This is a genomic window from Salinibacterium sp. 10G20-15, assembly GCF_057365065.1.
Genome location: NZ_CP195118.1, coordinates 1,632,154 through 1,654,237 on the forward strand (window position 1 = coordinate 1,632,154; position 22,084 = coordinate 1,654,237).

21 protein-coding genes are annotated in these 22,084 nt (G+C 61.0%); 12 read left to right on the forward strand and 9 right to left on the reverse strand.

Features of this window, described 5'->3' with window-relative positions:
- Positions 1-26: 26 nt before the first annotated feature.
- Positions 27-1,100 carry a tRNA (adenosine(37)-N6)-threonylcarbamoyltransferase complex transferase subunit TsaD gene (tsaD, locus tag ACR3YK_RS07820; RefSeq protein ID WP_486176391.1) on the forward strand — a complete coding sequence of 358 codons (1,074 nt, stop codon included), beginning with the start codon at positions 27-29 and terminating at the stop codon, positions 1,098-1,100.
- Positions 1,101-1,200: 100 nt separating this feature from the next.
- Positions 1,201-1,482: a DUF4190 domain-containing protein gene (locus tag ACR3YK_RS07825; protein ID WP_486174347.1), complete on the forward strand. Its 282-nt coding sequence runs from the start codon at positions 1,201-1,203 to the stop codon at positions 1,480-1,482.
- Positions 1,483-1,545: 63 nt separating this feature from the next.
- On the opposite strand, the gene ACR3YK_RS07830 is transcribed toward ACR3YK_RS07825, so the two are convergent.
- Positions 1,546-2,070, reverse strand: coding sequence for a hypothetical protein (locus ACR3YK_RS07830; protein ID WP_486174348.1), 525 nt, complete (start codon positions 2,068-2,070; stop codon positions 1,546-1,548).
- A 7-nt stretch (positions 2,071-2,077) separates the two neighbouring features.
- Between ACR3YK_RS07830 and ACR3YK_RS07835 the strand changes: the two genes are divergently transcribed.
- Complete coding sequence (locus ACR3YK_RS07835; RefSeq protein WP_486174349.1) at positions 2,078-2,563, forward strand: DUF4190 domain-containing protein; 486 nt, start codon at positions 2,078-2,080, stop codon at positions 2,561-2,563.
- Here the strand turns inward: ACR3YK_RS07835 and ACR3YK_RS07840 are convergent.
- Positions 2,560-3,765 (reverse strand): class I SAM-dependent methyltransferase, encoded by a 1,206-nt coding sequence (locus tag ACR3YK_RS07840; RefSeq protein WP_486174350.1) that lies wholly within the window; start codon positions 3,763-3,765, stop codon positions 2,560-2,562. The genes ACR3YK_RS07835 and ACR3YK_RS07840 overlap by 4 nt on opposite strands.
- A 123-nt stretch (positions 3,766-3,888) precedes the next feature.
- On the opposite strand from ACR3YK_RS07840, the gene groES reads away from it, so the two are divergent.
- The 5 genes from groES (at position 3,889) to ACR3YK_RS07865 (ending at position 9,464) form a co-directional block, all read left to right on the forward strand.
- A complete protein-coding gene (groES, locus tag ACR3YK_RS07845) occupies positions 3,889-4,185 on the forward strand; it encodes a co-chaperone GroES (RefSeq protein ID WP_100388242.1) in 297 nt (98 codons plus the stop codon).
- Positions 4,186-4,338: 153 nt separating this feature from the next.
- Positions 4,339-5,283 carry an EamA family transporter RarD gene (rarD, locus tag ACR3YK_RS07850; RefSeq protein WP_486174351.1) on the forward strand — a complete coding sequence of 315 codons (945 nt, stop codon included), beginning with the start codon at positions 4,339-4,341 and terminating at the stop codon, positions 5,281-5,283.
- Positions 5,284-5,336: 53 nt separating this feature from the next.
- Entirely contained in the window at positions 5,337-6,635 is a 1,299-nt protein-coding gene (locus ACR3YK_RS07855; RefSeq protein ID WP_486174352.1) for an ABC transporter substrate-binding protein, read from the forward strand.
- Positions 6,636-6,765: 130 nt separating this feature from the next.
- Positions 6,766-8,022, forward strand: a complete 1,257-nt coding sequence (locus ACR3YK_RS07860) for an ABC transporter substrate-binding protein (protein ID WP_486176392.1) — start codon at positions 6,766-6,768, stop codon at positions 8,020-8,022.
- 170 nt (positions 8,023-8,192) lie between these two features.
- Positions 8,193-9,464 (forward strand): ABC transporter substrate-binding protein, encoded by a 1,272-nt coding sequence (locus tag ACR3YK_RS07865; protein ID WP_486174353.1) that lies wholly within the window; start codon positions 8,193-8,195, stop codon positions 9,462-9,464.
- A 456-nt stretch (positions 9,465-9,920) separates the two neighbouring features.
- On the opposite strand, the gene ACR3YK_RS07870 is transcribed toward ACR3YK_RS07865, so the two are convergent.
- Genes ACR3YK_RS07870 through ACR3YK_RS07885 form a run of 4 tightly spaced genes read right to left on the reverse strand, consistent with a single transcriptional unit; the run spans position 9,921 to position 13,889 of the window.
- Positions 9,921-10,658: an ABC transporter ATP-binding protein gene (locus tag ACR3YK_RS07870; protein ID WP_486174354.1), complete on the reverse strand. Its 738-nt coding sequence runs from the start codon at positions 10,656-10,658 to the stop codon at positions 9,921-9,923.
- Positions 10,655-11,629 (reverse strand): ABC transporter ATP-binding protein, encoded by a 975-nt coding sequence (locus ACR3YK_RS07875; protein WP_486174355.1) that lies wholly within the window; start codon positions 11,627-11,629, stop codon positions 10,655-10,657. Before ACR3YK_RS07875 ends, ACR3YK_RS07870 begins: the two co-directional genes overlap by 4 nt.
- Positions 11,619-12,599, reverse strand: a complete 981-nt coding sequence (locus ACR3YK_RS07880) for a branched-chain amino acid ABC transporter permease (protein ID WP_486174356.1) — start codon at positions 12,597-12,599, stop codon at positions 11,619-11,621. The genes ACR3YK_RS07875 and ACR3YK_RS07880 overlap by 11 nt, the downstream gene beginning before the upstream one ends.
- A gap of 9 nt (positions 12,600-12,608) precedes the next feature.
- Positions 12,609-13,889, reverse strand: a complete 1,281-nt coding sequence (locus tag ACR3YK_RS07885) for a branched-chain amino acid ABC transporter permease (protein ID WP_486174357.1) — start codon at positions 13,887-13,889, stop codon at positions 12,609-12,611.
- Positions 13,890-14,168: 279 nt separating this feature from the next.
- Here ACR3YK_RS07885 and guaB point away from each other — a divergent pair, with 279 nt between their 5' ends.
- On the forward strand, positions 14,169-15,671 hold the full coding sequence (gene guaB / locus ACR3YK_RS07890) for an IMP dehydrogenase (RefSeq protein ID WP_486174358.1): 1,503 nt from the start codon (positions 14,169-14,171) through the stop codon (positions 15,669-15,671).
- Between the two features lie 117 nt (positions 15,672-15,788).
- On the opposite strand, the gene ACR3YK_RS07895 is transcribed toward guaB, so the two are convergent.
- The 3 genes from ACR3YK_RS07895 to ACR3YK_RS07905 are packed head-to-tail and all read right to left on the reverse strand — an operon-like array spanning position 15,789 to position 18,273.
- A complete protein-coding gene (locus tag ACR3YK_RS07895; protein ID WP_486174359.1) occupies positions 15,789-16,604 on the reverse strand; it encodes an ABC transporter permease subunit in 816 nt (271 codons plus the stop codon).
- Positions 16,601-17,515: an ABC transporter ATP-binding protein gene (locus ACR3YK_RS07900; protein ID WP_486174360.1), complete on the reverse strand. Its 915-nt coding sequence runs from the start codon at positions 17,513-17,515 to the stop codon at positions 16,601-16,603. Before ACR3YK_RS07900 ends, ACR3YK_RS07895 begins: the two co-directional genes overlap by 4 nt.
- 50 nt (positions 17,516-17,565) lie before the next feature.
- Positions 17,566-18,273, reverse strand: coding sequence for a TetR/AcrR family transcriptional regulator (locus ACR3YK_RS07905; protein ID WP_486174361.1), 708 nt, complete (start codon positions 18,271-18,273; stop codon positions 17,566-17,568).
- A gap of 99 nt (positions 18,274-18,372) precedes the next feature.
- Here ACR3YK_RS07905 and ACR3YK_RS07910 point away from each other — a divergent pair, with 99 nt between their 5' ends.
- Genes ACR3YK_RS07910 through ACR3YK_RS07920 form a run of 3 tightly spaced genes read left to right on the forward strand, consistent with a single transcriptional unit; the run spans position 18,373 to position 22,083 of the window.
- Positions 18,373-19,494, forward strand: coding sequence for a GuaB3 family IMP dehydrogenase-related protein (locus tag ACR3YK_RS07910; protein WP_100388255.1), 1,122 nt, complete (start codon positions 18,373-18,375; stop codon positions 19,492-19,494).
- A gap of 52 nt (positions 19,495-19,546) precedes the next feature.
- Complete coding sequence (locus tag ACR3YK_RS07915) at positions 19,547-21,274, forward strand: glycerol-3-phosphate dehydrogenase/oxidase (RefSeq protein WP_486174362.1); 1,728 nt, start codon at positions 19,547-19,549, stop codon at positions 21,272-21,274.
- Positions 21,271-22,083: an SURF1 family cytochrome oxidase biogenesis protein gene (locus ACR3YK_RS07920; protein ID WP_486174363.1), complete on the forward strand. Its 813-nt coding sequence runs from the start codon at positions 21,271-21,273 to the stop codon at positions 22,081-22,083. Before ACR3YK_RS07915 ends, ACR3YK_RS07920 begins: the two co-directional genes overlap by 4 nt.
- The last annotated feature ends 1 nt before the right edge of the window (position 22,084 follow it).

Genomic DNA, 22,084 nt, shown 5'->3' on the forward strand with positions numbered 1-22,084 from the left:
CGTCGACGGCGGCCACGGCCTCCGCACTGTCGGGGGTCACGCCCCTCAACACAACTGATCCGCTGGTGCTGGGCATCGAGACGAGCTGCGACGAAACCGGCATCGGTATCGTTCGGGGCAACCACTTGCTGGCGAATGTCATTTCGTCATCGATGGAGGAGCATGCGCGCTACGGGGGAGTGGTTCCCGAGGTTGCGGCCCGCGCGCACCTCGAAGCGATCCAACCGGCGCTGGAGCAGGCGCTTGCCAAAGCCGGAGTCGACCTGGCAGATCTCGACGCGATCGCCGTCACGAGCGGGCCAGGACTTGCCGGCGCCCTGATGGTCGGTGTCGCGGCCGCGAAGGCACTGTCTGTGGCGACGGGAAAGCCGCTCTATGCCGTCAACCACCTTGTCGGTCATGTCGGTGCTGATGTTCTTCGTGATGACGGTACCGAGATTGACCTCCCTACCATCGCCCTACTCGTGTCGGGCGGGCACACCTCGCTACTGCACGTGCGAGATTTGGTTTCGGATGTCGAGCTGCTGGGCGAGACGATTGACGACGCCGCGGGAGAAGCCTTCGATAAGGTCGCACGATTGCTAGGTCTTCCTTATCCCGGAGGCCCCCACATCGACCGCGTCGCTGCAACGGGTGATCCCCAGGCGATCCGTTTTCCGCGGGGGCTGAGCAGACCCAAGGATCTGGAACGCCATCGCTACGATTTCTCGTTCTCGGGCTTGAAAACAGCGGTCGCCCGCTGGGTCGAGCGCGAGCAAGACGCGGGTACCGAATTTTCCCCAGCGGATGTCGCTGCGAGCTTTAGAGAGGCAGTTGTTGACGTCTTGCTGACGAAGGCGATCGCTGCGTGTAGGGATCGAGACGTTCCACGTTTGCTCTTGGGGGGCGGTGTTGTTGCAAATGCTCGTGTTCGCGAGCTCGCTGTCGAGCGTTGCGCCGCTGCTGGAATCGAGTTGCGTATCCCTCCGCTGTCGCTCTGCACCGACAATGGGGCGATGATTGCTGCACTGGGCGCCCAGTTAGTCATGGCGGGCAAACATCCTTCCACTTGGGGCTTTAGTGCCGATTCCACGCTGCCGGTGACGCAGATTCAGGCCTAGAACGCTCGTAAACTCTGGGTAACCTGCGTTGACAGGCTTCTTTCAGGCTGAGAATATAGGTGCGCCGCAATCGGCCCCATTACCTAAGGAGCACTTCGCTATGTCCGAACCCACCCCTTACGCTGCAGCACCTGCAGGCGCACCGGCTGCTAAGTGGAATGTTCTCTCGATCATCTCGCTCGTCACCTCCATCATCGGCCTGAGCCTCGTCGGCATCATCACCGGCCACATCAGCCTCAGCCAGATCAAGAAGACCGGCGAGCAAGGCAACGTTCTCGCCATCATCGGCCTCATCCTTGGTTACTTGGGCTTCGTCATCGGCCTCATCGTTGCGATCACCATCATCGGTGCCGCAACGATCGGCGGCGTTAGCTCCTACTAACACGTGAAGTAACAAAAGAGGCTCGCACGGTTGTGCGGGCCTCTTTTGTTTGAGCCGCGCTTGCTAAAGTGTGCGCATGGCTACCAATAACTCAGACGGCTCCATTCCGCCGATCGCTTCGCCCGGCGGCTCCTCCACGTCAGACGCTCCGCTGGCAAAAGCAACACCTTCCGCTAAGAAGCCCGCTGCCAAGAAGTCGCCCGCGGCGAAGAAGCCGGCTGCGAAGGCTGATCTTTCCGCGAGTGCCGCGAAGTCTCCCGCAAAGTCGACCGCAAAGTCGACCGCGCCAAAGCCCGCTGCAAAGGCTGCGCCCTCCAAGACCGCAGCGGCGAAGGCCCCTGCTGCCAAGTCGACTACAGCAAAGCCCGCAGCAGCGAAGCCGGCGACGACAAAGGCCTCACCCACAAAATCTACGACGACGAAGGCGGCTGCCACGAAAGCGGCTGCCGCTAAAACGTCGGCTGCGAAGACGGCTGCAGCGAAGGCTGCTGCTGCCAACGACACGAGCGCAGCGGCTCCCGCCGCAGTTCCCGCTGAGACCGCGGATGCTGCGACGACTCCGGCCGCGCCGAGTGCAGCGACGACCATCCCTCCTGTGCCCCCGGCACCGTCCGTTGCGCCTGCAACTGCACCTTCTGTCGACAACACTGCTGCCGGAGACGCGACCGCAGCGCCGGTTGCTCCCGAAGCAGCGCCAGCCGCAGCACCTTCTAACCCCTACGCTTCGACCAACGGAACTCCCGTTCCTGGTTATGCGAGCGGCCCCACTCCCGGCCAGGCGGCGTACAGTCCCGTGCCGGCAGGCCCGCCCAAGGGTTTGTCGATCGCTTCGATGGCAACGGGTATCTCGAGCATCGTTCTCACGTTCATGGCGCTCGGCTTCTTGCCCGGTATCGCTGCGGTTGTCTTGGGCCACATGGCACAGAAGAAGCAGCCCTACGCGCGTCCGTTCTGGCTCACGGGCCTCATCACCGGGTACATTGCCACCGCGCTTGGCTTGCTCACGATCATTGGCTGGATCGTATTCTTCGTTTTCGTGGCCAACGCTAGCTACGGCGGACCATACTACGGAAGCTATTAGGCAGTAGCTGCTGAGGGTTCAGCAAACGTCGTGCGCTGTGCGAGCAACGCACGACGTTTGCCGCCCACTCGCGTGAGTAGGAGTGTGGCGCTGTTTTCTCCCTTGAGCGAAAGAGATGTTCTGAAGGTCGCGGGGTCGATATCGACCCCGCGCTTTTTGATTTCTAAGGTTCCGATCTTGCGGCTGGCGAGTTCCTTCTTGAGCGAGCGCTTGTCGAGAGCGAAGTCGGCCACAATCTCAAAGCACGTGGCGAATGGGGTCGCGACTGCGGCATCCGCGCTGAAATAGGCAATCGATGTGTCGAGCATGCGAGCGTTTAGCTGACGAGCCAGATCACCAATGAGTCGTGCCCGGATGACAGAGCCGTCGGGTTCGTATAGATACTGGCCGAGTTCTCCCGCGACTTCGTCTTCGCTGTCGGCAGCTGCCGTGAGCTCGGCGGTGCCGTGATCGCCGATGACGAGGGCGGCTCGGCGGATGCCGGGGCGGGCTACCGCTCCGAACCAGAGCCCGAGCTCAACAACCTCGCGTCCGACTGACACCCATTGGGCTTCAGCATCGTCAGGGATGAGGTCGCGGTCGATGCCCGGGCCGAGTTTGATGCCTGTGGGGTAGTGCTCAGCGAGGCCAAAGGCGAAGTCGAGCGAGGGGGTCCAGTCGGCGGGGTTGGTGAGGCGCACGCGGGCGTCGCGGCGAGCGGGGTCGAGGTAGATGCCGTCGATGCCGGCCAGATCCGCAGATTCGGCGTCGCCGTGCACGACTTGGGCGTTGTGCCACGGCGCGAGGTTGAACGCTGCAATGGCGGCGGTCGTCTCGTCGCGCTCGACGGCGGTGACGTTGAGGTCAAGGGCGGCGATAGCGAGCGCATCCGCTCCGATGCCACAGCCAAGGTCGGCCACCCACTTCACCCCGGCTTTCGAGAAGCGGCCGGCGTGCTGGGCGGCGACGGAGAGGCGTGTTGCCTGTTCGAGCCCGGCCTCGGTGAAGAGCATCCGCTCGGCGAAGGGGCCAAATTTGCCCGCGGCTTTTGCGCGCAGTTTTGACTGGCTGAGAACAGCAGCGACAAGTTCCGGGCTGTGGCCTGCCTTGCGCAGCTCGGCGACGGTGCGCACGATTTCGTCGCTGGAGCTCCATGCTGGCAACGAGTCCAGGAGGCGAAGCCCTTGGGCGGAAAGTAGCTCGCGCAGTTCGCTCTGATTCATTCTCTAACCGTATCCGCATCCGAATTGGCACTCACGTTGATCGAGTGCCAACCAAGCCGTATAGTTGATCTGGCACTCCTACAGGGAGTGTGCCAGCCCAAGTACTTGAGAAAGAGGTCAAACGTGTCGGTGTCCATTAAGCCGCTCGAGGATCGCATTGTTATTAAGCAGGTTGACGCAGAACAGACCACCGCGTCTGGGCTCGTTATTCCTGACACTGCGAAGGAGAAGCCCCAGGAGGGTGAAGTAGTCGCCGTAGGTCCCGGTCGCATCGACGACAACGGAAACCGCGTGCCGCTCGACATCGCAGTCGGTGACAAGGTCATCTACTCCAAGTATGGCGGAACCGAGGTTAAGTACGGCGGAGAAGACCTTCTCGTGCTCTCGGCTCGCGACGTGCTCGCCGTAGTCGTTCGCTAACGCGATACTCATTTCTCGTCCGCCGTTTTCGGTAGGACAACTCGAAAGCCCAGGGCCCCGGCTCTGGGCTTTCGTCGTTTCCGGACGAAACCTGGGGCGCCCCACACATTGCGGATGGCGCTGAGCGTCCGTCGTCAGCCCTAGGATTTAGAAGTGACTTCTCCCTCGCCCGCTACCGACCGCGTTTCTCCGAGCGGTCTCGGCTTTGCTGTCTCCGCGTATGTCCTGTGGGGCGCCATGCCGATCGTGTTCTTCTCCCTTAAAGAGTCGGGCGCGATTGAAATTGTGGCCTGGCGAATCCTGCTCTCGCTCGTGTTTTGTGCAATCTTGTTGGTGTTTACTCGGGGCTATCGCCGAGTCATCGCCATCATTCGTGACCGCAGGACCGTGTGGACGCTCGGCTTGGGAGGCACCTTCGTCGTCGTTAACTGGCTGATCTATGTGTACGCAAGCCTCAACGGTCACATTGTCGAGGCGTCACTGGGGTACTTCACGAACCCGATCGTCACCGTGTTGCTCGGTGTCGTCATCCTGCGTGAACGGTTGCGACCGCTGCAATGGGTGGCACTGGGCATCAGCGCCTTCGCGGTTCTCGTGTTGTCGATTGGGTATGGCAGTTTCCCGTGGATTGCTCTCGGTCTGGCTTTCAGCTTCGGTTTCTATGGCCTCGTCAAGAAGAACGTGGGGCCGAAAGCGGATGCCGTCGGTGGCTTGGCTGTCGAGACCGCCTTTCTCGCCCCGATCGCCGTTGTCGTGCTGCTTGTTCTTTCTACAGAGGGGCAGCTCGCGGCAGGTACTGCGGGCGCCGGTCACCTCACATTAACGCTCTTTCTCGGCGCCATCACTGCGATTCCGTTGATCCTTTTTGCGGCGGCCGCCCGGCGACTGCCGCTAACGTACATGGGGCTCGCGCAGTACCTCGCGCCGATTCTGCAACTCATCGTCGCGGTCTTTATCTTTCACGAGGCGATGCCGCCCGAACGGTGGCTGGGCTTCGCAATCGTATGGGTGGCGCTTGCTATTCTTACCTTCGATCTTTTTCGCCACTCCTCGCGTACGCGGCTCGGTTCCTCAGCCGAGGCCCCCGGCGCCCCGTAGTATTCCTCTGGAGGCGCGCGATTACCCGAGATTGCCGCTGAGAGAGGGGAGCCATGGCCAAGTTTCGGTCGACTCAGTGCGCGGCAGTTGCGGCGCTCTTATTGCTGGCGCTCTCCGCCTGTAGCTCGCCGGTGACTCCCGTTTCGCCGACGACTGCAGCCGATTCGCCGGCCTCGTCGTCGGCGACGCCCACCCCGGTCGTGACGCCGACCGGTGATGGCATCCTGCGCATCGGTACCATTTTTCCGACATCGGGAACGTATTCGTTCTTGGCCGCAGCACAGAAGGCAGGCGTAGCGGCTGCGGTGAAGGAGATTAATGCAGCCGGTGGAGTGAACGACGAACCGGTCGAGATCGTCGCAGTAGATTCGGGTGAGGCTAAGAAAACCACGCTTGAAACGAACTTCAAGAAACTTGTGTCCCGCGACGTCGATGTCGTAATCGGCCCATCGTCCTCAGTGCTGGCTCAGCGGGCGATCCCCCTCGCGGCAGAAGCGAAAATTCCGCTTATTTCTCCGGCTGCTACGTTCTCGAGCCTCGATGAGGTGTTCGACGATGGGTATTTCTTTCGCACGATCCCCGCCTACGACCAGCAGGGGTATGCTCTCGCCGAGGCGCTTGCAGGAGGTGAAACGCGGCAGCGGATCGCCTTTGTCTCCATCGCGGATGCTCACGGCATTGCCTTGCACGACACCTTTGTTGCGGCGCTCGCCGATCATGACACGGAACTCGTCGCCGATGAAGTGTTCACGGGTTCCACCACCGCATTCGACTCGATCATTTCGAATCTTAAAGACGCGGCTCCCGATGTCGTTGTAGTTGGTTCCACCTACGACGCCCAGAAGGCCACGAAAGCCGTTATCCAGAAGATTGTGGCGGCAGGATTTACGGGTTCCGAACTGTGGCTGACGTCACTCAATACCGGTGACTACTCTCAAGCGTTTAAGAACGGCACGCTGAAGGGCGTGAGAGGAATCATCGAGGGCTACCAACCTTCCAAGACGTTTATCGCGACCCTCAAGTCGACTGATTCGAAGCTGACCAGCTATCGTTATGCCGCCGAAGCGTACGATGCGACGATGCTTGCGGTTCTCTCCGCACTTGTCGCCCACGATGACGCGGGGGAGGCGATCGCAGGCTCGTTGTACGACGTCTCTAAGGGAGGCGTCAAGTGCCTGAGTTATGCGGAGTGTCTCGACGTGCTCAAGTCGACGAATGACATCGACTATGACGGAATCTCCGGCCCCGTTAATTTCACCCTTGACGGCAATGTCGAGCCGGGATTCTGGGGCTATTACACCTATAACGGCGAAAACAAGTTCGTTTACAAGAGCGGCGGGGTCTTCGGCTAGTTCGAGTGCCGCCCGGATTGGGGCCACTCTTTTGGCCCCGGATTGGTGCTGTGGAGTTCGCTTTTTCAGGATTGGCCACTACCGTAACTATGCCGCTTTCTCTGTGAGGCGGTAGATAGGAGCGACTGTGATGACTTCCCTTCCCGGTGGAACACCCGCGTCGCGCCGAACCCGTCGTGGGTTCGCGACAGTTGCTGGCGTTCTCGCCTCCATTCTTGTGTTGAGCGGATGCTCGGTCGAAGAGCCCGCTGAAGAGCGCCCTGCCCCGAAGGATCTGACTCTTACGATTGGTGCCCTTATACCTGAGTCAGGAGCTCTCGAAAAGTTCGGTCCGGCCGTATCTGCGGCGATCGCGCTGGCGGCCCAGGACGTCAACGACGCCAATGCGAACCTCACGGTCAACATCGAGACTCGTGATTCCGGGGATTCCAGCGACTCGACTCCAGAGGAAGCTGCTGCGGAACTTCTCGCTGCTCGCGCCACGGTGATCATCGGTGGCCTTTCGAACGGAATCTCCAAAAAGGTGATCGACAAGATCACTGACGCGGGGGTCGTCGAGATCTCGCCCGCGAACGATTCTCCGGACTTCTCGAACTACGCCGATAACCAGTTGTACTGGCGAACATCACCATCCTGTGCGCTTGAGGGGTCGGCCCTCGGTGCCGAGATGGCAGAGCGCGTCGACGGCTCGATCGCCATTCTTTCGGAGGACGCTCTGTGCGGTCCGCTGCTGCCCCGCGCGGTCGGCGAAACGTTCTTGCGCGGTGGCGGAGAGATCATTTATCAAGAGAGCATCGACGAGAAAGCGACTGGCCTCGACGACAAGATCGACGCGGCAATCGAAGCGAAGCCGGATGCCGTCGCTATCGTTGGCTCGAAGCGAGCGGAGAAGATCGCCAAGGCTTTCATCGCTGCGGGTTATGGTGGCGATCAACTGTTCTTTACGGGGCTCTCTCTGGGCAAGCGCGATTCAGGATTCGCTGCCGGAAGCCTCGAGGGGTCGATCGTCACTCATCCAGGTCTCGACGTCGAAACGATTTCGGATTTCACTGACCGACTGCTCGAGATTAACCCCAGCCTTAAGGATTTCAGCTACGCCGCCGAGAGCTACGACGCGGTGATTCTCGCGAGCCTCGCCGCACTGGCTTCGCAGAAAATCTCCGGTGAAGGCATCGCGAGCAAAATGCAGGAAGTGTCGGGCGGTAGCGGCGATGGCGAGGTTGCCGTGAACTTTGCGGATGCCGCCAAGATTGTGCTCGACGGCCGAGTCGTAGATTACGACGGTGTTTCGGGCCCAATAACCCTCAGTGACAATGGCGATCCACAGGGCGCCATCATTGGGATTTACCAGTACGGTAGCGACAACGTGTACACCCGTATTGGCTAAGTAAGACCTGCGTTTTCGAAAAGTCTACGAATGGTAACGATTCGAACAGTGTTACAAGGCTGTAGTACAGACGTATTGTGCAGACGTCACGGGTGGGCATAGCTTGACTGTGTGGTGACAACGCAGTGCCACATTTGATTCCTGAACACATTCGAAACGCAAGGAGCAACATGAGCGTATTCGCGAAGGCTACGGCCTCCCCATCACGGTCCAAGCGGACCCTGTTGAGCGGTCTCGCAATCGTCGGTGCAAGTGCACTGGTACTGGCTGGCTGTGCAACTGACGGCGGAGACACCTCCACCGGATCCGATGGCGGCGAGCTCTCCCTGAAGTTGGGAACGGCACTCCCCGTGACCGGTAACCTCGCGTTCCTCGGCCCGCCCGAGATCGCCGGCACCGAGTACGCAGCCTCCCAGATCAACGAAGCCGATGCCGGAATTCAGATCGAGCTTGTCCAAGGTGACTCGGGCGACACCGACAACAAGGCGTACGAGACTGAGATCCCTCGTCTGCTCGGTGAGAATGTTTCCGCCATTCTTGGTGCGGCATCCTCGGGTGTATCGCTCCAGTTCATCGACCAGGTTGTTGGCGCTGGAGTAATCCAGTTCTCGCCGGCAAACACCTCGGCCGCATTCACTGATTACGACGACAAGGGACTGTACTTCCGTACCGCGCCTTCCGACGTTCTTCAGGGTGAGGTTCTCGGTAACCTGATCGCTGCCGACGGTCACGAGACCCTGGGAATGATCGTTCTCAACGACTCCTACGGAACCGGCCTCGCCAAGTTCACGCAGGAAGCATTCGAAGCAGCCGGCGGTGAAGTTGTATCGCAGCCCACCTACAACACCGGTGACACCACGTTCGATGCTCAGATTTCCGAAGTTCTTGCTGCGGACCCTGACGCCATCGCGCTGATCACCTTCGAAGAAGTGTCGACCATGCTCCCGAGCATCGTCAGCAGCTTCCCCGCAGAGAACCTCTACTTCGTAGACGGTAACCTCGCGAACTTCGGTGACGAATTCGCAGAAGGCACCCTCACCGGTGCCAAGGGAACCCTCCCCGGCCTGAGCGTAGACACGATTGCTGACTTCACGTCGGCACTCAACGAGTTCTACGTTGACTCGGGACAGCCTGAGCTCGAAGAGTTCAGCTACGCAGCAGAGTCTTACGACTCGGTAGTACTCCTTGCCCTCGCATCGCTCGCAGCCGGTTCTACCGACTCCGCAGCAATCGCTGAGAAGCTTCAGGAAGTATCGGGTGGTTCGGGCAACGGCGAGAAGTGCACCACCTTCGCCGACTGTGCAGAAATCATCAACGGTGGCGGCGTAGCTGACTACGACGGCATTTCTGGTCCGATTACCTTCAACGAACTCGGTGACCCCACCGAGGCCAAGGTCGGAATCTACCAGTACGGTGAAGACAACACCTACAGCGCTTTCTAAGTCTCACTGAGACTGAGCTTTCGCTAAGAGAAGGCCCCAACCCTCACGGGTTGGGGCCTTCTTTGTGCGTTTAGTGGGCGGGTGCTGCCCGTTGTGGCTCTGGAGTGTCAGTTGGTGTGCGCGCAACTGCACTCCGCAACACAAGCCAGCCGGCTGGCTCCGCAACACAAGCCAGCCGCGGCCTCGCGACACAAGACAGCCGCCCTCCCGAATGGACGCTCGTTGCCCTTCGCCCCGGCTCACGATTCGGCGCTGAAAGGTTTTCAGTCTTGTCACTTGATGCCTAAGGAACGTGAAACGGCGTCAGATCACGCTGTGAGCGCCGCTCGCGTGCTCGGTGGGTTCGTGGGTGGTGTGGGTGAGAAACGCTGCGCAGAATGGCGCTGAGCGTTTCGGGCTCACGCAAAAGGCCCCCTCCGGATGAATCCGGAGGGGGCCTTGAACGTTACGCGTTGGTTAGGTGCCCAGAGTTCCGAGATAAAGCCCGATTACCTTGGGGTCATTCAGCAGCTCGCGCCCGGTGCCTTCGTAAGCATCGTGGCCCTGGTCGAGAACATAACCGCGGTCACAGATTTGCAGGCAGCGTCGTGCGTTCTGCTCCACCATGATCGTGGTCACTCCGGCCTTATTGATCTCCGAAACGCGAATAAACGCCTCATCCTGCTTCACGGGCGAGAGTCCAGCGGACGGCTCGTCGAGAAGGAGAACGTGGGGGTCCATCATGAGTGCTCGAGACATCGCAACCATCTGACGCTCACCTCCCGAGAGCGAACCCGCCCGCTGCTTGAGCCGCGATTTGAGCTCCGAAAAGATACTCGTGACGAAATCAAGGCGTTCGTCGTAAATCTTCGGGTTCTGGTAGAGCCCCATCTGAAGGTTCTCTTCAATGGTCAGGCTCGGGAACACGTTGTTGTTCTGGGGAACAAAACCAACCCCGCGCGACACGAGCTTGTTTGCCTTGAGCCCGGTGATGTCGTCACCGTTGAGGCTGATCGAACCACCGCGAACTTGAACCTGGCCGAAGATCGATTTCAATAGCGTGGACTTGCCGGCGCCATTCGGTCCAATGATTCCGATGAGCTCACCAGGGTTGGCGACCAAGTTGCAATCGTTCAGAATGTTCACGCCCGGGAGGTAGCCCGCAGTGAGGTCCTTGACGTGGACTACCGCATTCTCGGTGGGGATAGCGTTCACTTGCCAGTCTCCTTGCGCTTAGCGATGTTCTCATCGAGGTCCTTGACCTCTTCGGCGAGATCGATCGCAGCCGTGTTGAGGTCTCCTTCGATGCGCCCTGTGACTACACCGAGGTCGACATCCTGATGCGAACCAAGGTACGCATCGATAACGGCTTGATCCTTCATGACCTGGTCCGGAGGCCCCTCGGCCACGACTTGACCTTCCGCCATCACGATCACCCAGTCAGCGATGTGACGCACCATGTGCATATCGTGCTCGACGAAGAGCACGGTCATGCCCTCGTCCTTAAGGTCGAGGATGTGGTCGAGCAGCGACTGAGTCAACGCGGGGTTCACTCCGGCCATCGGTTCATCCAACATCACCAGCGTGGGCTGACTCATCAGAGCGCGAGCCATTTCGAGCAGCTTTCGCTGGCCACCGGAAAGGCTGGCCGCGAAATCTGAAGCCTTGGCATCAAGCTTGAACTTCTTGAGCAGAACGAGCGCACGCTCTTCGATCTCTGCTTCTTGCTTGCGCCAAAGGCTGGGGATCAAACCGCGGAAAATGTTCTCTCCGATTTGGTCCTTGGCTCCGAGCTTCATGTTCTCGAGCACGGTGAGGAGACCGAGAGCCTTCGTGAGCTGGAAGGTGCGCACCTGACCAAGTCGTGCAACTTTGTGCGCTCCCATACCGGAAAGAGAATGGCCGTCGAACGTCCACTTCCCCTCGTCGGGCTTGTCGAAGCCGGTCAGCAGATTGAACAGTGTCGTCTTTCCAGCACCGTTCGGGCCGATCAACGCGGTGATCGCATTGCGGGGAATCTCAACGTGATCCACGTTTACCGCGGTCAGTCCACCGAAGGTGCGACGGATGCCGTCAGCAACGATGATCGGATCGACCTTGGCAACTCCAGGAACGATGTCGCCCTTGTGGAGCCCTGTAGTTTTTTCGCGTTCCACCGGCGCGGCCGGTGCGTCTTTACTTGACAAAGGTCAGCTCCTTCTTGTTGCCGAGGATGCCCTGTGGTCGGTAGATCACGAGCAACATCAGCGCGACACCCACCAGGATGAAACGCACCGTCTGCGACTGCGTTGTGGTCATGAACGGCAGTACTCCGATGTTGACCAAAGCGGGAAGCAGATTGCTCAGGAGGGTTTGAACGCCCCAGAAAATCACCGAACCGATGATTGGTCCGAAGATCGTGGCGGCACCGCCGAGCAGGAGCGCTGTGTACACGAAGAACGTGAGCGACGTCACATATACACCGGGGTTCACGGAGGCGGGGAGGGCGTAAATGATTCCACCCATCGCTCCGAAGACACCACCGAGCATGAGCGACTGCAGCTTGTAAGAGAACACGTTCTTGCCGAGGGCACGAACGGCGTCTTCATCTTCCCGGATGCCCTTGATGACGCGACCCCAAGGGCTACGCATGACGGCCCAGAGGATCAAGGCAGCGATGGCGAGGATCGTGATTCCGAAGATACGAACCCACCAACCGTTGGCGTTGTACTCCCACGGACCGAAGCCGTAGGTGCCATCCGGAATCGGATTGAAGGAGCGGAAGCTCGCGTGGTAACCACTCAGGCCGTCGGCGGAACCGGTGTATTCGTCGAAGGTCGTAGTGAGGAACAACAGACGTACGACTTCGGCAGCGGCAATGGTCACGATCGCCAGATAGTCACCGCGCAAACGCAGCGTGGGAATACCGAGGATGAGCGCGAAGACTAGCGACCCACCTATTCCGACGAGCATGCCGCCCCACCACGGGAAACCGAAGGTGAGGATCGAAATCGCGTAGCCATAGGCGCCGATCGCCATGAAGGCGGCCACACCCATGTTGAGCAGTCCGGTGAAGCCGAAGTGCATCGCAAGACCGAGCGCCGCGAGCGCGTAGCCGATCGTTGCCGGTGCAATCAGCGATGACCCGGTGTTGGAGAGAATTTGCAGAATATCCATGTGCGGCCCCTAACCTATTCTCTCTTTGCGACCCAGGATGCCCTGTGGTCTAAACAGCAGGATGACGATGAGCACGACGAGCGCACCGACATACTTGAGGTCTGACGGAATGAAGAGACTCGAGGTCTCGACGAGTACGCCGACGATGATTGAACCGACCAGTGCTCCGAACGCTGTTCCGAGTCCACCGAGGGTGACCGCGGCGAAGACGAGCAGCAGAATCTGCGCACCCATATCCCAGCGGATGCCCGGGCGGAAATAGGCCCACAGCACGCCGGCGAGGCCGGCCATTGCTGCGGCGAGAATCCACACAACGCGAACGACTTGGTCGACGTCGATGCCAGATGCTGCTGCAAGCGACGGATTGTCGGAGACAGCCCGCGTGGCCTTACCGATCTTGGTTTTGACCAACCACCACGCGAAGATCACGATGACAACGATGCTGATGACCATGCTGATCATGTTGGTCTGGCTGAGCGACACCGATCCGAAGAGGGGGATGTCGGGGGAGTCTGAGCCGGGCAGCTGCTCGGTACCGCCTCCGCGGAAGTACTGGAACGTGTAGCGCAGCGCTAGCGAGAGACCGATCGACACGATCATCAGCTGAACAATGCCGACGCCTTTCTTGCGCAGCGGTTTCCAGAGCCCGGCATCGAGAGACCACCCGAAGCCGGCACTGAGGAGTACGGCAAGCGGTATCGCAATCCAGATGGGCCAACCGAGGTCGACTGACACGATGAGTGCCATCACTGCACCGAAGGTCACCATTTCTGCGTGCGCAAAGTTGGAAAGCCCGGTAGTTCCGTAAACCAAGGAGATGCCGATAGCAGCGAGCCCGAGCATCAGCCCGAAGTTGACACCGTTAACGATGCGTTCAACGAACTGATCGAAGAAGCTCGTCACGTTGCGTTCACCACGACCGATAAAGAAGTTCATGACGGTCGAGCCGCTGGGGCCGATCATCGCCTCTTTGACATTCGGGGTGTCATCTTCGCCGGTCTCATCGATCACCGCGATGCCGTCAGGCAGCGTTGACTCGTTGAGGGTGACGCTGAATTCGTCTCCGTCGGGCACGCCGACTTTCCAACGACCCTCAGCATCCGTCGCAACTTCAACCTCGTAGCCACCACCAGAGACGGTGAGCAGTACACCCTCTAATGGCTCACTGTTGAGCTTGACGTTACCGATGATGCTGTTGTCGTATTCGTCGACGTTTACCTCGTCGGCCATGGCAGGCATGGCCATTAGAGAGAAAGCGGCGGAAAGAGCCACGATGAGTGCTACGAGCACGCCTCGTCTATTTTTCCGTCGCGTGCGGCGATAATCCGCTGTGTTCACAGGACCTCCAGGAAGGGACCCAGCCGGACTCAAGAATCCCGCGGGTTCTGATGTGCCGACGGCAATGACGGCACCGGCCGATTGCGTTCCGACATACACATGCTTGTCGGGTACAAAGCGGTGAAGCCATTATGCGGGGGAATGTTCCGGCAGGAAACCCGTTAATATTGATTGGCCGGAGATTTAACACAATTCGCCGGTTTCGCGCTCCCGCCGTAAGGAAGATTTAACATGGACCAGCCAGACCCCTTCGGCTTCGTCGGCCTCACCTACGACGACGTAATGCTCTTGCCCGGGCACACCGACGTAATTCCCAGCGATGCTGACACCAGTTCACGTCTTACCCGCAGAATTCGGGTGTCTTCGCCCCTTATTTCGTCGGCGATGGACACCGTAACCGAAGCTCGAATGGCGATCGCGATGGCCCGTAATGGTGGCCTGGGGGTGCTTCACCGCAACCTCTCAATCGACGATCAGGCCGCGTACGTTGACAAGGTCAAGCGCAGCGAATCGGGCATGATTACCAATCCGGTAACAACTACGCAACAAGCGACCGTTGCAGAGGTGGATGCCCTCTGTGGCCAGTTCCGCGTCTCCGGTTTGCCGGTCGTAGAAGAAGACGGCACGCTCGTCGGAATCATCACGAACCGCGACATGCGCTTCATCGAGCCGGAGGACATGGACTCGGTACTCGTGCGCGACGTCATGACCACGACGCCGCTCGTTACCGCCCCGGTCGGCATCGACCGCGAGGGTGCGATTGCCATCCTTAACAAGCACAAGATCGAAAAGCTCCCTCTCGTTGACGATGCGGGCAAGCTCAGCGGTCTCATTACCGTCAAAGACTTCGAGAAGACGGACCAGTACCCCAACGCGACAAAGGACGACGAGGGGCGCCTGCGGGTAGGCGCTGCAATCGGATTCTTCGGCGACGCGTGGGAGCGCGCTGAGCGCTTGCGCGATGCGGGCGTTGACCTCATCGTTGTCGACACCGCCAATGGCGAATCCGCCGGCGTTATTGACATCGTTCGCCGCCTCAAGGCTGACTCCTCGTTTGACGCCATCGACATCATTGGCGGAAACGTCGCCACCCGCGCGGGAGCCCAGGCTCTCATCGACGCCGGGGTGGATGCCGTCAAGGTGGGCGTTGGCCCCGGCTCGATCTGCACGACCCGCGTCGTTGCCGGTGTCGGAGTACCGCAGGTGACCGCCGTGTACGAAGCGTCGCTCGCCGCCCGCGAGGCCGGCATCCCGGTCATCGCCGACGGTGGACTCCAGTACTCCGGTGACATCGCCAAGGCCCTCGTTGCTGGTGCGGAGACCGTCATGCTCGGTTCGTTGCTTGCGGGAACCGATGAGAGTCCGGGCGACCTCATCTTCCTCAACGGCAAGCAGTTCAAGAGCTACCGCGGCATGGGTTCGCTTGGCGCAATGCAGACGCGCGGCAAGAAGACCTCGTACTCGCGCGACCGCTACTTCCAGGCCGACGTCCCCTCGGACGACCAGTTGATCCCCGAGGGCATCGAAGGCCAGGTTCCTTATCGCGGCCCCGTTTCTACGGTCATGTACCAACTGCTCGGCGGCCTGCGTCAGTCGATGTTCTACACCGGCGCTCGCACAATTCAGGAGCTGCAGCAGAAGGGTAAGTTTGTGCGCATCACCGCCGCAGGCTTGAAAGAATCGCACCCCCACGACATCCAAATGGTTGTTGAGGCACCGAACTACCGTCGCTAACGTCGCCACACTCGCGGGCGTTTATGCCCGCGAGTGAGCTGCTGAGGCACGCAGAAGGCCTGCAGAGAGCACGAGCTTTCCGCAGGCCTTTGCTGTTGGTGCAGGGGTGCGTACTGCCTACGCGGAGACGTCGCGGCGGGTGAACACGAACCCACCGATGACGAGGGCGAGGGCCGAGATGCCGAACAGGAGTCCCAGAGCGCCCGCGTCGGCGCCGTTGCTGAGCGGCGAGTTTCCGAAGGCCCAGTGGTAGGGCGACAGGGCGTGGAGCCACTCGACGTCAGCGCTCTGATTGCCGAGCGAGTTGAGCACATAACCGAGCAGGGAGATTCCGGCTGCTGCCGCGGAGGCGTACGCGCGGCGACCCGTGATGGCACCGACGGCGAGGCCGAAGCTGGCCGCGAGCACTCCGAGTGCCAGGAGTGTGAGACATCCGCCAATCACATTGATCGGTTCAAGCGCGATTCCCGAGGAGTCGTTGAGCGCGAGAATCAGTAACGCGGAAACCGTCGCGAGCCAGACCAGCCGAAGGGTTACCCCGAGGCTGCGCTCGGCCATCACCTGCAGCCGAGAAACGCCGTGCGCGAGCGTGAGTTCGAGCGAGCCCGACTCTTCGTCGCCAGCAATCGCTGCCGAGCTCCAGAGCGTCGCGGCGATAGTGAAGAGCACAAAGCCGATCAACCCCAAAAAGGTGGCCTGCACGTAGCCGGCGCCGCTCGAGAGATCTTCGAACCCGAGCGTGTTCGCCAGCCCCTCGGGCAGGGACGCGATTATCTCGTCGAAGCCCGCGTTGTCACCCGAGAACGATGAGTACAGCGGAACGTAAAGGAAGATCGCTCCGGTAACGCCCGTGGTCCAGCCCAGAAGTCCGCGCCACGAGTCAGCAAGGTTGCGGCGGGTCAGCGGAAGGAGGGTACGAGTCGATTGGCTCATTTGCTTGCCTCTTTCGAGTAGAGGTCGAGAACCGATGATTCAAGGTCTTGTTCTTCAACGCGAAGATCAACGACGTGGAAGGGGGCAATCGCCTTGACGAGAGTATCGATGTGTCCTTCGACGGTGCCCGTGACCTGCACGACAGCGCCATCGGTCACGGTGAGGTTGTCAAGGTTCGGCAGCGCAGCCAGTGTTGATTGGATGCTCGCGGCCGAGGCATCCGCAAAGTCAACGAAGACGCGGCGCACGGCGCTGGCCCGCAGGCTCGCCACATCGCCGATCTTCACGATCACTCCGTTGCGCAGAACGGCGACCTTGTCGGCAGCGTTCTGAATTTCGCTGAGCACGTGGGAACTGAGGAACACGGTCTGGCCGTTGTGTTGGGCCTCGCGCACCATGCTCAAGAACTCCTGCTGCACGAGAGGGTCGAGCCCGCTGGTGGGTTCGTCGAGCACAAGAAGTTTCGGTTCGTGCATGAACGCTTGAACGAGGCCGAGTTTTTGTTTGTTGCCCTTGGAAAGTTTGCGCACGTGGCGACCGAGGTCGAGCCCCAGCCGTTCGGCGAGCTCGTCAATGCGACCAGCGGCAACCGGGCCGCTGATCTCGGCGTAGTGCTTGAGCAGCGAGCGGCCAGTCACGCGGCCTTCGAGAAGGAGCTCTCCGGGGAGAAAGCCGATCTCGCGGCGCAACGCAGCACCGCCGCTGATGGGGGAACGACCCAGAACGGTAGCGTCGCCCGAGGTGGGGCGGATAATGTCGAGCAGTAGCCGCATTGTGGTCGTTTTGCCGGCGCCGTTAGGGCCGATCATGCCGAACACGCTGCCCGTCTCGACGGCGAGATCCATGCCGTCGAGCGCAGTGTGGCGGCCGTAGCGCTTCGTTAGCGCTCGGGTTTCTATGGCAATAGTCATGGGGGAGGCCGAGGCCTCGTCCTTTCGTGGGGTAAATCAGAGGGAAGTGATTAGGGGGTGGGGATCTCGGCGGTCGTCGCAGGCGGGTCGGGGTCCTGCACGTGCTGGCGCATGTCTGCGGCTTCGCGACCGGCCTTTCGAGTGGCTTCGCGTGTGGCATCAAGGGTTGAGCCGTCGGTGTACACGCCGTGCGTGTAAACCTCGACGGCCGCGTTGCCCATACGACTCAGACTGTCGAGGCTGAGCCGTGCACTGTTCAGGCTGCGAGCGATGTGACTTTGCAGGGTGAGCATCGACAGGCTGTGGGCGACGAGGAGTACCGCGCGCGCGTGTTCGTCGTTGCTGGGATGCACGGCTCCGCTTGCGACGCCCTGCTCGAGCATCTCGCGAGAGAGCTCGACGAAGCGATCGAAGAGGTGGGCTCCGGCGTCCGAATCATCGGTGAAGAGGCGACCCAGGTAGCTAAGCCAAGGTTCGTAGGTGTCGAGATCGGCATACCATTCACTCACGGCGGCGCCCACATCGCCTTCGCCCATGCCCGCTTTGCGGTGGGTGACCTCGGTGATGATGAAATCGTCGCACGCTGTCTTGAGGTCGCGCATGCTGCCGAAGTGGTGGATGACGAGGCCGGCGCTGACTCCGGCCTCGGCCGCGACGGCGCGGGCGCTCGTCGCGGCGAAACCCTTGCGGCCGATGAGGCGAATCGCGGCATCGCGGATGCGTGCTTTGGTGGTGGAGTCATCCGTTCTTGAACGCATGTTTAACAACCTAAACGGTTGTTCAATGGAAGTCAACGGTGCAGGGAGTTGGCCTCGTCTCCTGAGCGCGCGTCGGCCCATGCGCGGTAGGCTGGAGTAGTGAATGATTTCGAGATTGGCCGTGCCAAGCGCGCTCGCCGCGTCTACTCCTTTGATGACATCGCGATCGTGCCCTCGCGCCGTACGCGTGACCCGCGCGATGTTTCGGTGAACTGGACGATTGACGCTTACACCTTCGACATCCCCGTTATCGCGGCTCCCATGGACTCCGTGGTCTCGCCCGCAACCGCAATTGCGATGGGTAAGCTCGGCGGTCTCGGCGTGCTCGACCTCGAAGGTCTCTGGACCCGCTACGAGAACCCCGAGCCCGTGCTCGAGGAGATCCGCTCGCTTCCCGCCGACCAGGCGACTGCGCGTATGCAAGAGCTGTACGCCGAGCCGATCAAGCCGGCGCTCGTCACGCAGCGTCTCGCTGAGATTCGCGAAGCCGGAGTACCCGTTGCCGGAGCGCTCAGCCCGCAGCGCACGAAAGAACTCCACCAGACCGTTGTGGATGCTGGAGTCGACCTGTTCGTCATCCGCGGCACGACCGTCAGCGCTGAGCACGTCTCCAAGACGAGCGAACCCCTCAACCTCAAGGAGTTCATCTACGAACTCGATGTTCCCGTGATCGTCGGAGGCGCCGCAACGTACACCGCGGCGCTGCACCTCATGCGCACGGGAGCAGCCGGTGTGCTCGTCGGCTTCGGCGGCGGTGCCTCGAGCACTACTCGCACTGCCCTCGGCATCCACGCTCCCATGGCAACCGCCGTAGCGGATGTCGCCGGCGCTCGCCGTGACTACATGGACGAGTCGGGCGGCCGTTACGTTCACGTCATCGCTGATGGCGGACTCGGAACGAGCGGTGACATCGTCAAGGCCATCGCGGTCGGTGCTGACGCCGTCATGCTGGGCAGCGCGCTTGCCCGCGCTACGGATGCTCCTGGTGGCGGTTACCACTGGGGTCAGGAAGCTCACCACTCTGAGTTGCCTCGCGGCAACCGGGTTGAGGTCGGGCAGCTTGCTCCACTTGCCGAGATTCTCAACGGACCGTCATCTCACCCCAACGGTCAGTCGAACCTCGTCGGTGCCCTCCGCCGCTCGATGGCGACGACTGGCTACTCCGATCTCAAAGAATTCCAACGGGTCGACGTGGTCGTCGCTCCGTACAACACGCTGTAGCTGATACCGCGCGCTGAGCACAGGCTCACCGCCAGACGCTGGAGGAAAAACAATGGTCAAGCCCCGATCGATTGCCCCGACAGCACCGCTGAGTGCCGAACAGCGCGCGGCCGCAATTGCTGCGCTGCGCGAAACAGAACTTGACGTTCTGGTGATCGGCGGCGGCATTGTTGGTACCGGAAGTGCTCTGGATGCCGCAACGCGCGGACTGAGCGTCGGCATGGTCGAGGCGCGTGACTGGGCCTCGGGCACGTCGAGCCGTTCCTCGAAGCTCGTGCACGGCGGCATCCGCTATTTGGAACAGCTCGATTTTCGACTCGTGCGAGAAGCACTGAAAGAACGCGGCTTGCTGCTGCAGCGCTTGGCGCCGCATCTTGTGCGCCCCGTGCGGTTTCTCTATCCCGTGACCAAACCGGTGTTCGAGCGCCTATATATCGGCGCGGGAATGTTGCTTTATGACCTCTTGAGCTACACCGGCGGACGACCTCCCGGGGTGCCTCACCATCGTCATTTGACGCGCTCTCAAATGCTGCGCGCAGCGCCGAGCCTTCGCGGCGACGCCTTCCGCGGCGGTCTCACGTACTATGACGCTCAAGTGGATGACGCTCGTTACGTGGCGACACTCGCGCGCACGGCGAGCCACTATGGGGCTCACGTGGCATCGCGAGTTCGGGTCGAAGACTTCATCAAGGTGGGGGAGCGCGTTGTCGGCGTGATGGCCCATGACCGAGAGACCGGCGAGCGTTTTGAGATTCGCGCCAAGCAGGTCGTGAACGCGACCGGAGTGTGGACCGACGACACTCAAGCGATGGTGGGCGAGCGCGGCCAGTTCAAGGTTCGTGCCTCCAAAGGCGTGCACCTTGTGGTGCCGCGCGATCGTTTCCAGTCGAAGCTCGGGCTCTTGTTGCGCACCGAGAAGAGCGTGCTGTTTGTGATTCCGTGGGGCCGGCACTGGCTGATCGGCACGACCGATACTGACTGGGATCTCGACAAAGCGCATCCCGCAGCAACGGCGGCGGACATCGACTATTTGCTCGAACACGTCAATAAAGTGCTGGCGGTGCCGCTGACGCGCGACGATGTCGAAGGCGTCTATGCCGGGCTTCGGCCGCTACTGGCGGGGGAGTCCGACCTCACCTCCAAGCTCAGTCGCGAACACATCGTGGCCCACACTGTTCCCGGTCTCGTGGTCGTCGCTGGCGGCAAGTGGACGACGTACCGCATCATGGCGAAGGATGCCGTGGATGCCGCCGTCGATGCGCTCGACGGCAAGATTTCTGCGAGCATCACCGAGGACGTCGCGCTGCTCGGTGCGGAAGGGTACAAGGCCGCGTGGAACAAGCGCTCGGCGCTCGCCCGTACCTCTGGTGTGCATAAGTCGCGCGTCGAACACCTTCTCAACCGGTACGGAGTGCTTGCGACCGAGGTGCTTGATCTCGTGCGCGAGAAGCCCGCGCTGGCGGAAGCGCTGCCCGGTGCCGATGACTACATTGCAGCCGAAGTGGTCTACGCGGCCACGGCCGAGGGTGCACTTCATCTCGATGATGTACTGGCCCGCCGCACTCGTATATCGATTGAGGCATGGGATCGAGGCGTCTCTGCTGCGCCCGTCGCCGCGAAGCTGATGGCGGATGTTTTGGGTTGGGATGCCGCCCGCACCACCACCGAAGTCGAGCGCTACCTGCAGCGTGTTGATGCCGAACTCGCGAGCCAACTGGAGCCTGACGATGAGTCCGCTGACAGGGTTCGCCTCGCAGCACCGGATATCGTTAGCGAGTGAGTACGAGCCCTTCCCCCCTGACTGACCCGGCTTCTGGCGCCGCACCGGCCACCATGTGGCAGATCGCCCGTCGGCCGCGCTGGATCGCCGCGCTCATTCTGGCTCTCGCCATTGCAGCGAGCTTTGCGGCTCTCGGGCAATGGCAGCTCAGCCGCAGCCTCGAAGGTGGCGAGATCACCGAGCAGCAGAGCGAAACAATCGTGGCGCTCGATTCTGTCGCCACCGCTCAGGCTCCGCTCTCGTATCTGACGACCGGTCAAGCGGTAACGTTTGAGGCCGAGCTGATTGCCGGTGACTACGTCGTGCTCTCTGACCGCAACAACGATGCCCAAGGGCGCGGCTATTGGGTCGTGGGCCACGCCGTTGAGCCGAGCGGGGCCAGTGTGGCGGTTGCGCTTGGCTGGGCTGCGACGTCGGATGCCGCGGCATCCGCTATTTCACAGCTAGAGGCTTCGTCGCCGACCACGACCATGACGGGGCGCCTGTTGCCGACCGAGTCTCCCCAACAGTCTGACTTCGAAGAGGGGCAACGCAGTGCTCTTGCGGTCTCCGAACTCGTCAACCTGTGGGCAGAGGTGCCCGCCGGAACCTACGGCGGCTACGTGGTTAGTTTCGAAGCCCCGGCTGGGCTCGAAGCAATCGATTCCCCGCCGCCGTCGACCGAAGTCTCGCTCAACTTGCTCAACGTGTTCTACGCCGTGGAGTGGGTCGTGTTCGCCGGCTTTGCCGTCTTCCTCTGGTACCGCCTCGTGCGGGATGTGTGGGAAGAAGAGCGCGAAGTTTCGACCCCTGACCCGGCCGTAGACTAGA

Excerpts from the sequence above, each read along its gene's own strand:
- ACR3YK_RS07825 (WP_486174347.1), top strand. The coding sequence starts at position 1,201 with ATGTCCGAACCCACCCCTTACGCTGCAGCACCTGCAGGCGCACCGGCT.
- ACR3YK_RS07830 (WP_486174348.1), bottom strand. The coding sequence starts at position 2,070 with ATGGTCGTCGCTGCACTCGGCGCGGCCGGAGTCGTCGCAGCATCCGCG.
- ACR3YK_RS07840 (WP_486174350.1), bottom strand. The coding sequence starts at position 3,765 with ATGAATCAGAGCGAACTGCGCGAGCTACTTTCCGCCCAAGGGCTTCGC.
- ACR3YK_RS07855 (WP_486174352.1), top strand. The coding sequence starts at position 5,337 with ATGGCCAAGTTTCGGTCGACTCAGTGCGCGGCAGTTGCGGCGCTCTTA.
- ACR3YK_RS07860 (WP_486176392.1), top strand. The coding sequence starts at position 6,766 with ATGACTTCCCTTCCCGGTGGAACACCCGCGTCGCGCCGAACCCGTCGT.
- ACR3YK_RS07865 (WP_486174353.1), top strand. The coding sequence starts at position 8,193 with ATGAGCGTATTCGCGAAGGCTACGGCCTCCCCATCACGGTCCAAGCGG.
- ACR3YK_RS07880 (WP_486174356.1), bottom strand. The coding sequence starts at position 12,599 with ATGGATATTCTGCAAATTCTCTCCAACACCGGGTCATCGCTGATTGCA.
- guaB (WP_486174358.1), top strand. The coding sequence starts at position 14,169 with ATGGACCAGCCAGACCCCTTCGGCTTCGTCGGCCTCACCTACGACGAC.
- ACR3YK_RS07895 (WP_486174359.1), bottom strand. The coding sequence starts at position 16,604 with ATGAGCCAATCGACTCGTACCCTCCTTCCGCTGACCCGCCGCAACCTT.
- ACR3YK_RS07900 (WP_486174360.1), bottom strand. The coding sequence starts at position 17,515 with ATGACTATTGCCATAGAAACCCGAGCGCTAACGAAGCGCTACGGCCGC.
- ACR3YK_RS07905 (WP_486174361.1), bottom strand. The coding sequence starts at position 18,273 with ATGCGTTCAAGAACGGATGACTCCACCACCAAAGCACGCATCCGCGAT.
- ACR3YK_RS07915 (WP_486174362.1), top strand. The coding sequence starts at position 19,547 with ATGGTCAAGCCCCGATCGATTGCCCCGACAGCACCGCTGAGTGCCGAA.